This window comes from Chryseobacterium salviniae (assembly GCF_035819015.1).
Classification (GTDB): domain Bacteria; phylum Bacteroidota; class Bacteroidia; order Flavobacteriales; family Weeksellaceae; genus Chryseobacterium; species Chryseobacterium salviniae.
The window spans coordinates 20,236-36,192 of the sequence record NZ_JAYLAA010000026.1 but is presented as its reverse complement, the minus strand read 5'-3'; the positions used below and the strand labels follow the sequence as shown (position 1 = coordinate 36,192).

Genomic DNA, 15,957 nt, shown 5'->3' with positions numbered 1-15,957 from the left:
GACTAAATCAATTTAGCCGTATAATGAAATTCTCTTCCCCGCTTCACTTTCCTGAATCGTCTTTTCCAGTCTTGACAATCTGGTTTTTTCCTGTTTCGCCCGCATGATCCAGTGCAGCATTACTTTTTTATAAGAAGGTGCCTGATTGTTGAAAAATGCCCAGGCTTTTTTGTTGGCTTTAAATTTTTTTTCAAATTCCGGACTCAATGCAGCGGTTTCATTTTCATGAGAGTATATCCCTGATTTTTCTTCTTTCCTAAGCTGAAAAGCTTTTTCTCCGGCTTCCGTCATGAGGCCTGCTTGGGTAAGTTCTTCCATTTTTTTGATATTAACCGCACTCCAGATGCTTGTCGGTTTCCTCGGCGTAAAACGGATGCTGTAGCTTTCTTCATCAATCGATCTCCTCACGCCGTCGATCCATCCGAAACACAACGCCTGATCCACCGATTGCGGCCACGTTATGGATGGTTTCCCGGTTCCGACTTTATAAAATCCGACCAGCAGTTCTTTTCCCGACTGATGGTTTTCTTCAAACCATTTTCTGAATTCCTGCGGTGTAGAAAAAAAGGTTGGTTCCATGGTAATTAAACTTTCGTCTAAAATAGTCCTTTTTCTCATACCGGATCTGGAAATATTTCGGGGGCGGGAGCTTCGCTCCCGCCCCCGAAATATTTATTTTTTTATAAAAAAAGACCTCAGTGAGGCCTTTTGTTTTTAATCTATTTCTGCTTTCAGGAAGAGATCCTGAATCTGTACTTCATCTTCACAGGTTTTTTTAAAATCTGTTACAAATTCTTTTAAGCGTTCCGGATTCTCGGAATAGGCACAGAACATATCGGCTTCCGGATCAAACTTGATTTCATCTGCAAGATCCGGCCTTTTTTCTTCTACGAAAACTTTCGCCAGTGAGGCCCAGTCGTATCCGTTGCCTTCAAAACCTTCATCTTTGCGCCACTCGAAAATTTCGGGTTTGTAGGTTCCTGCATTTAAACATACTGAAAAAGTCTTTTCTGAGGCTACCCAATAGAAGGGTCTGATTGCCGTTTCAAAATTGTACGCTTCCATACTTTATTATTTTTAAATGATATTAAAGATAATACATTTTGAGCCTGGATGATATTTTATAACATTTATTAACTTTTTGTTAAGAATTATGATAAATTTACTTACTTATTCAGATCCGAATCTGCCGATGTATTTCATTCCTAAAAAGTTTCCAATCTTTTCTGCATCTATTTTCTTATTGCCTTTTACTATCAAATCAAGAATTGAATGGGTGGTGGTGAGTTTTAATTCTTCTGCTTTTAATATCATTTTTTCGGCAACATTATAATCTTCAACCTGCAGAATTAGTATCTCATCAAGCCTTCCGCTTTTGGGAGTGTAATAGTAATTAAGTTGTACAAAGTCTTCTCTGCTTATACCAGCCTGCTTCGGAATATCTTTTTTCTCTAATTTATTTTCACCAATCCATAAGTAGTGAATTTCAGCATCTGACTCATCGTCATTTGTAATCTGGGGTAATTTCCCGATATATGTTACGGTCTTTGAAGAGGAAGCATTTTTCTCAGTCAGGGAATGATCTTCGTAGGCAATTACTGCATTAAAAGTCTTGATTTTATGTTTTCTGCATAAATCTTCAAATAATGTATTATCTACAAGAATATCATCTGAAACCTGGGTGATAATTGCCTCTTTTTTGTAAAACTTCATGATCATAAAATCTTCATCATAAGTATCTAGATCAACTTCTTTGCAAAAGTCACAACGAAGTTCCGGACTGGGTTCTGCATCTTCTTCCTCATTTCCTGTAGAAGGTTCATTATCGTAGACGGCCCACGCTTTCAAATATTCTTCCTGATCCAGATATTTTTCAAAATCTTTTTCTGAGGTAAAATTTCCCAGCCATATATGTAATGTACTCATTGTATAGTATTTTATTTGTAAACTTTTTTCACTTTAACATGCTTTGCATGGTGGCGTTTCGAAATTCTTTTCGCTGCGATTTTTGATTTTGCTTTCGATAAATCACCAATAAGGTTATCATGGAAAACCTTACTGGCCGCACTTTTGTGATGAGCTCCTGTAAGTAACGCCCCAGTTTTAGGATCCGGTACATCTTTGAACACTAATCCTTTTGTAGGAACGGTAGCATTTTTTATTTCTTCGGCAGTGAATCCTAAGGCTTTTAATTTGGGTGCGAGGCATACAGGGAACATTTCATGCATTCCGCCACCATTTCTTAATGCTCTTGAAACGGCCGATTTATTTTTTACAATATCTGTAACTGACGCATTATTAAACCAATCATTAAATCCTCCTCTTGGCCAGGGTGCTAATCCGAATGGATCGATTAAAAGATTGGTATCATCTACATAGGTGTAGAATGACAATCCTCCCATTAAACTTATCGGGTCCTGGCTTATGTATAATCCTGAGTGCTGATCATAGTATCTAAACCTGTTATAGCACAAATTAATTTCCGGGTCATAATATTGTCCCTGATATAGAAACGGTATGAAATTTTCCTCTCCTGATTCATCCTTTATGTTTCCATAGATGTCCAATGTTCTGTTCCAAACTGCATTACCTTCAACATCAAAAGCCTGAACAGGCGTTCCCAAATAATTATTAAGTATTGAATATTTTGTGCCGCCGATTAATTTTGCAACTGGTGAAAGCTCATTCTGATCCGTATGATCATAAACCCAAGTTACAACATTCTCTGCCTTCTCTTTTTCAATAATAATATTTCCATCGTCATCAACAGAAGTTTTCGGTTCGTCATTAATATCATAAAACCATTCATGCAAAAGAACATTTCCATCCCAAATATACCGCGTTATTTTTTTGTTTCCAATTTTTGAAATTCTTCTTCCCAATGCATCATATTCAAAACGGATTTCTTTTCCATCCGGAAGTTTTACTGCTGCCAGCATTCCGTTGGCTTTCCAGGAATAGGCCCAGTCTCCGGGTTGCCATTCAGGATTTTGGGGTTGTCCTGCAGCATTTTCAGTAACGTCCGGTACATTATTTTCATCCCGCAGCTTTGGAATATTGGCCCAGTTTTCCGCAATCGTTTTATAGTATGGATGATTGTTTTCTTTTCCTTTTTTTAGTTTTGATTGAATATTATTAATTGGCCTTTTACTTTTCAGCAATACATTTCCTTCTTCATCGTAATGATAGAACCAGTTTTTGTCGCGCATCAGTTTTCCTCCTTTATCGTAAATACGGTCGGTTCTCTTGGCACTTTCATACAGACAGCCCGTTTCATCCGGATTTTTGTACTGAATATCTCCATTCGGATATTCCGCCGCAACCAGGTTTCCGAAAGCATCATAATCAAACCTTGTTTTCCCGCCCGTAACACGATCAAGAATCTGTAACAAACGGCTTCCGGGTGCCCAATGGTACTCTTTATGGAAAGCTGTTTTCTTTTTATCAACTGTTACTTTCTGACTTACCGGCATTCCTGCATGGTCAAATTCAAAAGTACTTTCGATGCCTCCCGTCATTTTGCGTGAGAATAGCTGTCCGTTACGGCTCATATTCAGATTCATCTGCCAGGGAAGGTGAATATCTTTTGTTGCAGCCTGTATGCTTTTAAGCTGGCCTAGATCGTTGTAGGAGTATTCTACTGCTGCACCAAGACTGCTTTTCAGGCTTATCAGGTTTGCCTGGTCATCATATTGATAATCAATAGAGTGCGCGCCTTGCTTTTCGAAAGTAACCAATCCTAATTTATTTCTTTGAAAGCTTACGCTGCTGTGTTCATTATCTGCCTTTATCAGTAATCCTGAAGTATCATATTGATATGCTTCCCAAGTTCCGTCGGGATAATGCACCTGCGTTAATCTCCCTCCTAAATCATATGCATAGAAAATATTTTTACCGTTCGGGTTCCGGGTTTGGGTAACCAGCCCGTCTTTATCCCGAACAAAGAATTTCTGTTGCCCGTCGAAACCTGTTTCACCGATGATCTCATCATTCTTATTTCTTTCAAAACGATACACTTCCCCTTTTTCATTGGTAATGCTCATTAAATTTTCATAAGCATTATAGCCGAAATTCAGCGTTTCTTCTTTTTTTAAAGTGAGAGCATTTCTGCGAACCTGCCTTTTCAGGCTTCCCATTGGGGTGTAGCTTAAAAGCCATTCTGCTCTTCCGTCGGTAGCGTATACCGGAAGATCGTATGCATCGTAACGAAGTTTCAGAGGTAATTGTCCGGGTTCGTTCACTTCAACAACGCGTCCCATCTTATCGCGGTTCCAGACAGTTTTGTTTAAAGGTCTCGGACTGAATATTGATAATCTTCCATAGTCATCATATTTCCAGTACTGCTCATCACCCGCATTATTTGTAAGCCTTATAATCTGGTTTCGGGTATTGTACTCGTAGCGGGTTTCAATTTCCTTTTTTATACTGTTTTCAGGAAGCTTCCCGTGATCGGGGTATTGATAATATATTGTCTCATCTGTAGGATCGGTATACCTTAAAAGCCTTCCTTCTTCATCATAGATCCATGTTTCTGAAGTTCCTGAAGGTGAAAAGCGTGCCGTTATCTGTCCGAATTCGTTGTACTGATAATGAAATTCTTCGCCGTCCTGCGTATGGAAGATTGTAATATTTCCAAATTCGTCATACGAGTACCCCTGAACTCTGCCTTCAGGTGTTCCTGTCATTTTTAATTCGTTGTGTGCCGTGTAATCATACCAGGTTTCTCCGCCTTCACCATCTACCTGCTTATAAACGAGAAGGTCTTCATCATAATAATATGTTTCGGTTTTATTATTCTGCCTTGGATAAATAACTTCGGTATAGCCTTCATCCTCATTATAGCTTAAAAAACCTTCCATAAAACCTTCAGAACCTTTTGTATGAACCACTCTGTCATTTTTATCGTATTCCCAGTGATAGCTCATGCCGTTCCTGTTGGTTCTCCGGATTACCCTGTTTTTTTCATCATATTCAAAAACAATTGCCTTTTTATGAATATCCCAGACATGGGTAAGATTTCCATGCTGATCATAATCGTAACGAACCTGCAGGTCTTTCCTGTTTTTATAACAATAATAAACTTCCGTAATTTTTTTAAGCTCAGGATGAATCTTTGTTTCTATGGCAAAACCACTTTTAACATCTTTAATGTTTTTTAAAACAACATTTCTGCCTTCGTAATCATATTCACGGATAGTTCCGTCGCCATATTCAATTTGAATTACTTTAAAAATACTTCCTTCTGTACTATGATTAAAACGCTTGTAGGTATAAATATTTGTTTCTTTCCTGATGATCCAGCTGTTTTCATTCGGGCGGTACTGCCAGATTTTCTGGCTTCTGTAATAGGTAAGTTCTTCGCCGACTTGTGGCACAGGAATCGGCACTGGCTGCAATTCTTCGGGGTGAACCCACGCTGCAACGTTGTCTTCCTCATCGGGAACAATATAAAGATCATGAGAATTAAACATTCCGTTTCCTAACATTCCCTGCTGATAAGGCCTGTCGCTGTACCAGATATTCGTCCATTCTAAAGGTGTTCCGGCTTCGATTGTAAAATCATCCCATTCAAACAACATGGCTCCTGAAGCAAAATTTACAGGCTCAAGCCCGACTTTACATAATGCTTTTGAAACAGGGTTATTTTTCCCGAATTTCCCTTGTAAAAAATGGTTGAATTTACTCACTCCTTTTCCAAGGCTTTTGGTAAGCCCTCTCATTAAAGCCATTCCGGCAAAACGCATCAGCATTTCACCTGGTGTATATACATGCGGAACGAATGCTCCTCCTACAAGAACCGGACCTCCCGTATTAATCTGAATATATAAGCTTGAAAAATTATTATAAAATGCAAAATAGGCTAAAGGATTTTTTTTGGGTTTGTTTGGCATTGCGGGAAGCATGGTTATTCCGAAAGGGAATCCCATACAGGTAAGTACCTGCTGCGGCTGGTTTCCGCTCATTTTACTTCCCTGTCCCAACACGGTTTGCGCTCCATAATATACTTCCCCTTCGTGCGGTGCTTCCTGAAGAAAAGGAATCATATACACGGGAATGAGAGAAGTAATATGCCTGAACGGTATCACCACACCCATTACACTGGTTGTGGTGGTTGCTTTATGTCTTCCGTGAACGTATATTGAGCCTCCCATCGGAATAGTTTCCGGAAGGTCTGGTTTTAAATTCCTGATGAATTGCGGTACGGGAATGGTAAATTTAATATAATCCATCACATCGAAAACGATCCCGATGAAAGGATGCGGCAGCGGCAGCGGAATCAGCATAAAAGACGGCGGCGGCGGAATTAATGTCCAGTGGATATCAATGGCCAGGACAATATCGAAATGTTTGCTGGTATGCTGAACAGCGGTTGGAGTAATCGCAGGTGAATTAACCTTAATTAATTTAACCTTACTTGTTGGGGTTGCGTTTTCCGCGGTTACGGAAGTTGTTCCGCCACCGCCTCCACCTGTTTGCGACTTTCCAGCTTCATCACCTGCTACCGATTTTATCATTGAAGCAGGATTCAGGGATTCGAAATTGTTTTTCATCCCACTTTTCCAGCCCTGCGTGGTTTTTTCTTTGCTGAATGAGGTAACATCAGCATTGATCTTCCATGACCGGTCGGGATTCATATCTGGCTTTGCAACCTTTATTTTTTTTATTTTGTTCTGATCTGCCATGATATTTGTGATTTGGTATTAATTAATCGCAGAACTTTATTTTTTAACCATTAAGAATATTTAAGTAAGTAAGTTTAATAAGAAAAATCTATTTGATTTTTATTTAAAGCATTGAAATTATTATTGTAAACTTCTTAGTTAAATTTTAATGGTGAAATCTAATTTTAGTTAATCATATTTCGGTCTTTCCACACTGACTTTCCAATCTTTGCCAAAATAATTTGTCATTTCATGATCCAATGCCATTTTCTTTTCCGTATCGCCTTTATATTGAATGAACAGCATGGAAGCTACAAATTTCAGGCTGCTTGATTCCCTTGTTGAAGGTTCCATAAGCTTTGCTATATCAAGGCATTTTTCAAAATACAGGATCATCTTATCTCTTGTGAGAACCGTATCATTTAGTGTTCCGATAATTCTGCAGCATTCTATTGCCATTGCATATTCTCCGATTTTAAGGGCTGTTTCCGCGGCTTTTTCAAATGATTCTTCTGCTTTTGCTTTTTTGGAATTTCCCAGGCAATAGCTTCCGTAGTTCATATACATCTGAATTTCCAAGGGAGAATCGGGTTCTACCTCTTCCAATATTTTCCGGAACGTATCCTCTGCTTTGTCTTTTTTCCTTTCAGCTGCATAAGTCTGTGTCAGCATAAAATAAGCTGAGATTTCACCTTGTTTATTTTGCTGTTTCCTGGCAAGTTTTACGGCTTTATTCAACGCAAATTCGGCCTCATTAAATCGCTGTTTGCTTAAATGATTGCTTGCGATAAGGATCTGCTGCTGAAAATCGGTGTCGGCACTGTTTTTCTTCCGGTTGGTATGGGCTGCTGTATTCTGCATTAACTGATGAATATCTACCTCAACCCTGAAACTGTATGCAGAGGGGGGGGCCGGTAACGTCTTATAGATATGATGTTCTGCCCAGACGAGTTTGATATCTTTTATTCCCGACTTTTCGCAAAGGCTGCACCATTCTTTTATCCAAACCGATAATTCATTTATATCGCTTATCCTTACCGGGGCGATATACAGAAAGATCTGTGAATTTTTACTATTCGGAAATTTATTTTTTACATCCAATAAAGGGTAGAATGCTTTATATGCATCGGTTTTAAACTGCTGATCTGAAGGAGCAATTTCCCATCCCGGAATACTTTCTCCGCTTTTTTCAAGCAATTCATAATATTCTTTCCATTCTTGCCATAAACTTTGCCCGAAGGAATTCAGCCCGTTAAATTCCTGATAGTGAATAAGGAATATATCTTCACCATCATAATCTTCAGATAATCGTGACTTTATAAATCCGTCGAAAAGGTCGGTTTCATGTTTTTCGCCTAAGGCAATGAGCATGGGCTTTTCCGGATTATTTTTAATAACCTGTTGCCATTTTCTTTTCAGTTTAACCAATTCCAGATCAACCGGGTTCATGAGCTTTTGTTTAATTCAGTTTTACTGTTCCGCTTACGATATTGGTTTCGCTTCCACCACCGATGTTTATCTTTGCACTGCTGAGGTTGGCTTCTGTTTTAGCGCCCATAGAAAGTGTAGTTGTTCCTAAATCCAATGTTGTTGCTTCGATACCGATTCCTGATGTAGGGTTTCCGCCTTCGGGACCTACTCCTATTCCAACACTTGCCGTTCCTGCTACTCCTATATTATCTCCCTGAACAAAAATTTCTTTGCCTTTAATCATGATATTTCCATCTTTATCCATGACAATAGAACTGCTTCCGCAAGTGAGCGCAATAGAAACTTTACTGTCGATGCTGATATTTCCGGCTCCATCCAGGAAAACGGTATTCTGGTCTTTATCTCTCACAGTCATTCCCCCTCCGTCATCCAGGCTGATGATATGTCCGCTTTTGCTGCTTAAACTTTTGATATTATTTCCGGTGCCGCCACCGCCGCCTACTCCGCCGTGAAACATTCCGCCCATGACGAAGGGTCGGTCCGGATGCTGGTGCGCAAAATTCACCACTACCTGGTCCCCGACTTCGGGAATAGCCATAAAGCCCCTGTTTTTGCTTACTTTTTCGCTTCCACCGCCGTCGGGAGTCATTACCCGGATAAATTCTGTTGTAGTGGATCCGTTCTGCCAGTCGAATTGCACCTGCACTCTTCCCTGGTTTAGCGGATCTGTATTGGAAATAACTTTGGCAAACTGTGCATCTGCTTTGGGAAAATGAAATTCCGGACGCGGAATAAAGCCCGTATCGGAGGCAATTGCATCGAATGTTCCTGTGTAATATCCTCTTGCATCCACTTCATGATGTACTTCGGTAATCATTAATTTGGTGAAATAAGAAGTTTCGTTGCTGCCGGTTTTACGCATTTCAATATCTGCAACACATCCCGGATATAAAAACGGAACCGTTGTAGTTCCTGACGTCACAAATACATCGGAAGCTTTACTTCCGGCCGTACCTTTCTGTGAGTTTTCCACATCTATAAAAGAAACCGCCTTTATCGGAGCTACCCGTAATGAAGGTGTGGTGAATGTTTTTTCTGAAATTTCGTAGGCATGTTTGGCAATATCCGAAGTATGGGTAATTTTGGAACCTCCGGTAGTCAGTTTTTCGTTCTTACTGCTGTTGTAACCATAGAAGCTTGGGTTAATATGCTGCGCTTTCATCCTGATTTTAACATCATTCACGCTGCTTCCGTAAGTAAGCTTTACCGGCTGTTCCTGAGGCGGCAGCTTTCCGAAATGAAGCACCTCGCCGTCATAATAAAACTGTTCTCCATAAGCTTCCGCTATTCTTGCCAGATAATTGTAATGTGTTTCTTCATATTGTGAGCTGTAAGGTACATTGCCATGCTGCGCATCAACCCTGAAATCAAACTTTCCGCTTCCGAGGCCTTCTTTAATAACCTGATCTGCAATGCTGTTGAGACTAATTTCCTGTGCGCCTCCAAAACTCTGGATATGAGGTGCGGCATCTAAAAGGATGGTAGGACTGTTGCCTGTTAATACAATATTTCCCAGGCTTCCTTTTTCCTGGCTGAACCCTACTTCCGTAATGACCCCCACAAAACTTCTTTCCGGGCCGTTTTCTACATCTTTGTATTTGAAAGTGACTGTAATCCTTTTGCCTAAAAAACTTTGTGCTTCTTCAAGATTGTGGTTTTCGGCATTTCCCAAGGTATCATGGGACAGCATCAGAATAAATTTATGATGTCTTACTGCGCTTTGCTTCAGGCTAAAATGTTTGAAATGTTTTACCGCCTTGCCCTCCACAACAATATCAAGTTTTACCACGCGGTTTATTCCTTGAATCTGGCTTTCCGGGATTGCACCGGCATTATGGATCTTTGAAGTGGGCTGCCGAGACCATACTTTATCTTCTACCAGAGTAGGTGTATTAGGCTGCAGTTTTTGGTTGAGGAGCATTCCGGACGTGCCTTGCATAACTCCTTGATAGGCCTGTACCTGAGACATTTTCTGTGTAACAGTACCATTTGCATTCTCGCCGATTTTTTCGGAAGCCTGATTTACCGCATGGCTTTCTACCGTTCTTTTAACAGCATCTGCAGATTCTATGGACGGCTTTTTACCGGATGAAGGCATTTTCGGTGTATTATTATCATCTTGAAACATAGCCTTAATATTTTGATTGATGGTGTGTTTTGTTTTAAAATGCTAAAATTTACCCGATTGTAAATCAAATAAATTCTTATCATACCGCTTGTTTATTGGATATGTTAAAGAGTCCTGAAATAATTCCTTCAAAAAGAAAAAACAGAATAGCCACTCCTACGAGCTGAGCTATTCTGTAACCAATTTTATTTTTACTAAGATGATTGTAGGGATTAGTTACCGCTGCTTGGCCAAAGACCCTCGTATTTTGAATTTCCGTAGTCGATGGTTTCTGCGCTTACCACAAAACTGATCAGCATGCTGTTTTCATCTACGGCATCAAAATCTACTTCATGCTGAATTACATATCCGTTTTGCCAGCTCAAAGTGATAAGCGTACCTTCTTCGTGGGATTTGTTGAATGTAATTTCACCTGTTGTAGGCTTGTATTTTCCGTTCAGTAAGCTTTCCAGGATGTCTGATTTCTCAGTGGCTTCTACTGTAAGCTTAATCAATGCGTTTGATGGGTCTGATGCTACTCTACCTGATACGTCTGTAGATCTTGAAACGCTGTAGTTCAGCTTTAATAATTTTTGACCTTCGCCTCCGTTGAATTTTAAAATTCCTCTTGAATTTGTTGCCATGATTCGTAAATTTTAATCGTTAATAATATTTTGTGATTTGGTTGGTTTTGTTGATTTTGTTAAGTCAAAGATAGATCACAATTTTTAATTCCAAAAGTTTTGTAATATTAATTTTATTTTTTGTAGTAATTCTACGATTTGATGTCGTAATTCTACTACAAATGAAATAAAAAATTAAGTAAAAAACTAAAAATCAAATATTTAACATTAAAAAAACATTCATACATCCACAATTTGATTACACAAAAAAGGGAATTATTAAGATTTCATTAAGGCAGTTTTAAATTTATTTTAACATATAAGAATTAAAAATCCGACAGTGAATTTTAGACTGCCGGACTTTATAATATCTGATTTTACTTTAAGATTAAACTTTATAGTATCAATATGATTCTTTAAAAATAAGATCACTTGGATAAATTCTTGTGCTGTCTACAGGAACCTTCTGATCGTTAATCATAATTTCCATATTACTATTGTCCGGTGCTACTTTAATATTGAGCTTAAAATCTTTTCCTGATTTTTCCAATACCTCATTGGCATTTTCCCAGCTGAAAAATGCACGGCCTTCATAAGCCTGTCCTTTTCCTGTTTCCCAGAAAAAAGCGATTTCTTTGGGAACAGCCCTTTCTTTCACCGGAGGTTTCATTATCCAGGGACGGAGCATTATCTCCCTTTCTCCATTATAATATTCCGACTGTATTTTAAACAAACGGAAGCCTTTGTTTTCTGAGGTGATATGAGGAGTCCAGAAATATTTTTTCTGATAATTTTTCCATTCTTTGGGTGACGCATCAGGGATAAACATACTTTCTTTAATTTCTTCCCTTGTCTGCGAAATTTTTGAGAACAGCTTATCTGCATATTTTTTATCGTCTTTTACCACCTCAGCCTGAAACTCGCCGAGCTGTATGGAAACATATCCGAATTTGAACCACACCGCTACCATTCCCTTCGGAGCAAACCCAAATACAAGCGTTCCGAATTTATAGTAAGCCATTCCTGCTTTATTGTATTTTTCGTAATAATCAGGTTCTTTCTTAATGTTGATAAACTCTTTCATTGGCTCATCTGAAGAATCAGATTCATTGTTGGCGTAAGCCCGTTCAACCAGCTCCGTCACTTTATCTTTCGGAAAATCTGCTTTGAGATGATAGAAAGTATCTTCATATCTGGAGAAATACACAATATCTGCACCAATCGGCGTTCCCGACTGTTCTGTAAAACCTTTCCCAGAATCGCCCCATGTTCCTGAGGAACTTCCGTACGGCAAGCCGGCCGGAACACCTTCCAATGTTAAGATTTTGTCTTCTACGGGAGTTATGAGATAATTGTTCAACGGGTGTGAAATCTGTACATCATATGTTGGCATAGGCATATCATCTTTTTTCTTCATATCCTGACAGTTCATGAGCTGGAGCATTGTCAGAGCAATTATAAGCGCTTTCCATTTATCCATTTAATATATATCTTTTGCGTTCTGCTGCCGTTTTCGGCCCTGAAAATCTCGGTCCCATCCCGAAAGAGTTCAGATTGGCAGACCAGTGTAAGTAAGCATTCCTTAATGTTTTAATATCAATTCCGGCATCCAGGTATGAATAACTTGCCGCTTGGCTTATATATTCTCCTGCGGAAGGATGCTTTCCTGCGTTGTATTCTTTTACATAATGGTTCCTTACATTATTGCAGGAAGCAATATATTTTGCGGTGAGCTTGTTGCTGACATCCGCAATAAAACCATCTTTAATCTGATGATCTGCTACCAAGCCTTCATTGTATTTTACCTCAAACTGTTTGGAGTAATACAACATGTTTTGGAGTGATACCTTATCGTATTCATTTGATACTTTTTTTCTTCTTCCCCAAAGCTTATACTTTATGGTTGCGGTACGGGATGGAATAATGCTCGATTCAATGGTGATCTCTTCCGGGTTGTACCACCCTTCTTCGATCAGTATATGCCTGAATCTTTCACATTCACTGTTGGAATTAATTTCCTCATGCAGCAAAACATCTTCTTTATCATTATTTACGTATCCGCCGCCAATATCAGAGTGTACTCCCGGCAAAGTAAGCTGTAATCCTTTGATTCCTGCGCTGTCTATATTCGTAAGGCTGAAGTTGTCCCGATACTCATCAGATGAGGCAAGCTGCAATACAAAAGATGCATTTCTCACGGCATTTAGCCCAAGCTGTTTGGAATCATCATCAATAATGCTAAATCCGAATAATGAAGCTCCTTTATGATTGACCCCGAGTGAGGCAACGGTATCATAAAGCCCGACAAAATTAAACCGTATTGTATTAACTTTCAGCTTTTGCTGAATGAGACAGGCCCCGAAGTATCCATATTTTAATAATGGAAAATCTGGTTCGTTAACAATAATATATTGATTGGGTTTGGGTTCGGCATCTGATTTTTCGTATTCTTCGGGAGGAAATACAAGGATCTGTTTATCTGAAATCTTTTGTGAGTTGACGGTTGTTCCGGCAATATGCAAAAAATGACGTGCCGCAGCCGCACCCCTGCTGAATCCGTAAACATTAACGGTGAGGACATCAATTTTTTTTCCCTGAAATTTTTTTTGAACTGCTTCTGCACCTTTTACACAGCCTTTTGTCGCCTTGGCTTTTACTCCCCTCGCACTTACACCCATCCCGGCTCCGCGCACCGGTAATCCTAATGTATCATTATCAGATTTATGATCTACCGTACCTATTCCTTCAACATAATAAGCAACCTGATTCTGGGCATTCGGGTCGATACAGTCGTAGCCTCTTGCTACATTGCTGAAATCATTGGCATAGCTGCCTTTTGAGCTACCCTGTTTTGCTCCGGCCTGCGTATTGGTTTTATTGTTAAGCGTTCCGTCGAAAAATAGATTCAGTGATACATCAATGGTATTAACAGGCTTATCATGAGGGTTAATTTTCTGGGAAGGATTGTAGGTTACGCCTGTCTGATTTCCTTTCTGCTCCACCGAAACCGCGCTGCTGTGGCTGATGCCTTCTTTAGCAAAGGCTCTGTAATTACCTCCTGTCTGGGTAACTGTTTTGCCTTCTACAAAATATTCGATGCTCATGATTAATAATTTTTAGATTTCTCTCCGCTATTATTCTGAACTTCTTTTTCCGAATGATGTTCCACTTTTCCTTCGCTGCTCACCTGAATACCTTTCATGGAAGTAAGCTTATGCTCTTTCTCTCCGTAGACTTCCATGTCTCCTTTTACGTAATGACTCATTTTCCCGACTACATTGGTCATGAAATCTGCACCGGTGGAAAGATATTTCATGGATCCCACGCTTTCGGTATGATTCACCATGATCGTATCGGATTTATTCATTCCGACAGTGGTAGTCATATTCATTCCGACATTGATATTCATATTTTTACAATTCAATGTCATGGTTTCCGGAGCCGTAATGGTGATATTGCTTCCTGTTGTATCCAGATGAATTTCATTTCCTGATTTATCGGTAATCACAATGCTTTCATCTTCCGTAAAAACAATTCTATGCCCGCTTCTGGTCTGAATTGATTTGACTCTGTTATCAGCACCCCCTCCAAGTCCGACACCGCCATGAAACATTCCTCCCATCACGAAAGGCCTGTCGGGATGGCTGTGTACGAAATTAACCATCACCTGATCCCCGACTTCCGGAATCGCTACATATCCCCTGTTTTGAGTGATCTTGTCTGTCCCTCCTGCATCCGGGCTCATCATCCTGATAAAATGGGTCGTATCATTGGTCTGCCAGTCGAATCTTACCTGTATTCTTCCCTGCCCTTCCGGATCTGCATTGGAAATGACGGTTGCAATCTGCGGTTCTGCTTTCGGAACCTTAAACTCAGGTTTAGGTAAAAAACCTGTGTCGGAAGCAATTCCTTCAAAGCTTCCGGTATAATGTCCTCTCGTATCTACTTCATGGGAGACTTCCGTCACCATGATCCTGGTAAAGTATGAAGATTCATTGGTATCGATTTTCCGCATCTGAACATCTACCACACAGCCGGGATGTAAGAAAGGAACTGTAGTATTTCCGGATAAAGAAAATACATTAACCGCCTGACTTCCGGATGTGCTTTTCTGTGAATATTCCACATCAAGATGGGTTGACGCTTTGATAGGAGCTACCTGAAGAGCCGGAGTCTGGTATATTTTTTCATTGTGGGCATAGGCTGTTTTGGCTAAATCTCCCACATGCTGAATCGGCGTATCCCCGGATTTGAGCTTTTCATTTTTACTGCTGTTGTAGCCGTAAAACTGAGGCTTTGTGTGAACTGCTTTTAATTCAACTTTGATATCATTGGCGCTGCTCCCATATGTTAATTTGATCGGTTTATTCTGAGGCGGCAGCTTGCCGAAATGAAGTACTTCGCCATCATAATAAAACTGCTCGCCGTAGGCTTCAGCCATTCTTGCCAGATAATTGTAATGGGTTTCGTCGTACTGGCTGCTGTAAATAATCTGCGAATAGTCGTTGGTATCAACTCTCACATCAAAACGGCTGGAATCAATACCCTGTTTGATGACTTCATTAGCAATAATTCCCATATTTACAGAAGATCCTCCTCCGAAGCTTTGAATATGTGGCGCACCATCCAATAAAATTGTCGGACTGTAACCTGTTAAAACAATGTTTCCAAGGCTCATTTTTTCCTGGCTAAAGCCAACTCCTGTAATGACTCCTACAAATGTTCTTTCCGGACTGTTCTCAATATCTTTGTAAGAAATAACGACGGTAAGCCGTTTTCCCAAAAATTTATTGGCTTCTTCAAGCGTATGGGTCTGACGGTCACCGAGTGCGTCATGGGCCAGCGTAAGGCTGAATTCATGATGTCTTTTTGTGCTTTGAGTAAGCTTAAAATGTTTATAGTATTTAATAACTTTTCCTTCAACTACAATGGAAAGTTTCACCAGCCTGTTAATTCCTGCATGATGGTTTTCCGAAATTCCGTCGGCATTCTGCGATGGGCTGAAGGAAGGGCTTTTAAGTATATTTTGAGATTCTGTTTTCATAATACCTGTGATTTGGAAGGTTAAACATTA

At 39.8% G+C, this 15,957-nt stretch carries 10 protein-coding genes; all 10 read right to left on the bottom strand.

The annotated features are described in order from the left end of the window. Positions 1-12 precede the first annotated feature (12 nt). On the bottom strand, positions 13-579 hold the full coding sequence (locus SOP96_RS07205; RefSeq protein ID WP_326320344.1) for a YdeI/OmpD-associated family protein: 567 nt from the start codon (positions 577-579) through the stop codon (positions 13-15). Positions 580-714: 135 nt separating this feature from the next. Next, a complete protein-coding gene (locus SOP96_RS07200) occupies positions 715-1,065 on the bottom strand; it encodes an immunity 51 family protein (protein ID WP_326320314.1) in 351 nt (116 codons plus the stop codon). Positions 1,066-1,170: 105 nt separating this feature from the next. Then, positions 1,171-1,926 (bottom strand): immunity 22 family protein, encoded by a 756-nt coding sequence (locus SOP96_RS07195; RefSeq protein WP_326320313.1) that lies wholly within the window; start codon positions 1,924-1,926, stop codon positions 1,171-1,173. Positions 1,927-1,937: 11 nt separating this feature from the next. Beyond that, the gene (locus tag SOP96_RS07190) at positions 1,938-6,683 is read right to left on the bottom strand and encodes an RHS repeat-associated core domain-containing protein (RefSeq protein ID WP_326320312.1); all 4,746 of its coding nucleotides are present in this window, start codon (positions 6,681-6,683) and stop codon (positions 1,938-1,940) included. 168 nt (positions 6,684-6,851) lie between these two features. Continuing rightward, positions 6,852-8,111, bottom strand: coding sequence for a tetratricopeptide repeat protein (locus SOP96_RS07185; RefSeq protein ID WP_326320311.1), 1,260 nt, complete (start codon positions 8,109-8,111; stop codon positions 6,852-6,854). Positions 8,112-8,121: 10 nt separating this feature from the next. After that, complete coding sequence (locus SOP96_RS07180) at positions 8,122-10,281, bottom strand: type VI secretion system Vgr family protein (protein ID WP_326320310.1); 2,160 nt, start codon at positions 10,279-10,281, stop codon at positions 8,122-8,124. A 212-nt stretch (positions 10,282-10,493) separates the two neighbouring features. Continuing rightward, positions 10,494-10,904: a type VI secretion system tube protein TssD gene (tssD, locus tag SOP96_RS07175; RefSeq protein ID WP_326320309.1), complete on the bottom strand. Its 411-nt coding sequence runs from the start codon at positions 10,902-10,904 to the stop codon at positions 10,494-10,496. Between the two features lie 382 nt (positions 10,905-11,286). Further along, on the bottom strand, positions 11,287-12,300 hold the full coding sequence (locus tag SOP96_RS07170; RefSeq protein ID WP_326320308.1) for a DUF2931 family protein: 1,014 nt from the start codon (positions 12,298-12,300) through the stop codon (positions 11,287-11,289). A 55-nt stretch (positions 12,301-12,355) separates the two neighbouring features. Continuing rightward, positions 12,356-13,987 (bottom strand): T6SS phospholipase effector Tle1-like catalytic domain-containing protein, encoded by a 1,632-nt coding sequence (locus tag SOP96_RS07165; RefSeq protein WP_326320307.1) that lies wholly within the window; start codon positions 13,985-13,987, stop codon positions 12,356-12,358. A 2-nt stretch (positions 13,988-13,989) separates the two neighbouring features. Then, positions 13,990-15,927, bottom strand: a complete 1,938-nt coding sequence (locus SOP96_RS07160; RefSeq protein ID WP_326320306.1) for a type VI secretion system Vgr family protein — start codon at positions 15,925-15,927, stop codon at positions 13,990-13,992. Between the last annotated feature and the right edge of the window lie 30 nt (positions 15,928-15,957).

What these genes read in the sequence shown, in the direction of transcription:
- SOP96_RS07205 (WP_326320344.1), bottom strand. Translation starts at nt 579, where the DNA reads ATGGAACCAACCTTTTTTTCTACACCGCAGGAATTCAGAAAATGGTTT.
- SOP96_RS07200 (WP_326320314.1), bottom strand. Translation starts at nt 1,065, where the DNA reads ATGGAAGCGTACAATTTTGAAACGGCAATCAGACCCTTCTATTGGGTA.
- SOP96_RS07195 (WP_326320313.1), bottom strand. Translation starts at nt 1,926, where the DNA reads ATGAGTACATTACATATATGGCTGGGAAATTTTACCTCAGAAAAAGAT.
- SOP96_RS07190 (WP_326320312.1), bottom strand. Translation starts at nt 6,683, where the DNA reads ATGGCAGATCAGAACAAAATAAAAAAAATAAAGGTTGCAAAGCCAGAT.
- SOP96_RS07185 (WP_326320311.1), bottom strand. Translation starts at nt 8,111, where the DNA reads ATGAACCCGGTTGATCTGGAATTGGTTAAACTGAAAAGAAAATGGCAA.
- SOP96_RS07180 (WP_326320310.1), bottom strand. Translation starts at nt 10,281, where the DNA reads ATGTTTCAAGATGATAATAATACACCGAAAATGCCTTCATCCGGTAAA.
- tssD (WP_326320309.1), bottom strand. Translation starts at nt 10,904, where the DNA reads ATGGCAACAAATTCAAGAGGAATTTTAAAATTCAACGGAGGCGAAGGT.
- SOP96_RS07170 (WP_326320308.1), bottom strand. Translation starts at nt 12,300, where the DNA reads ATGAAGAAAAAAGATGATATGCCTATGCCAACATATGATGTACAGATT.
- SOP96_RS07165 (WP_326320307.1), bottom strand. Translation starts at nt 13,987, where the DNA reads ATGAGCATCGAATATTTTGTAGAAGGCAAAACAGTTACCCAGACAGGA.
- SOP96_RS07160 (WP_326320306.1), bottom strand. Translation starts at nt 15,927, where the DNA reads ATGAAAACAGAATCTCAAAATATACTTAAAAGCCCTTCCTTCAGCCCA.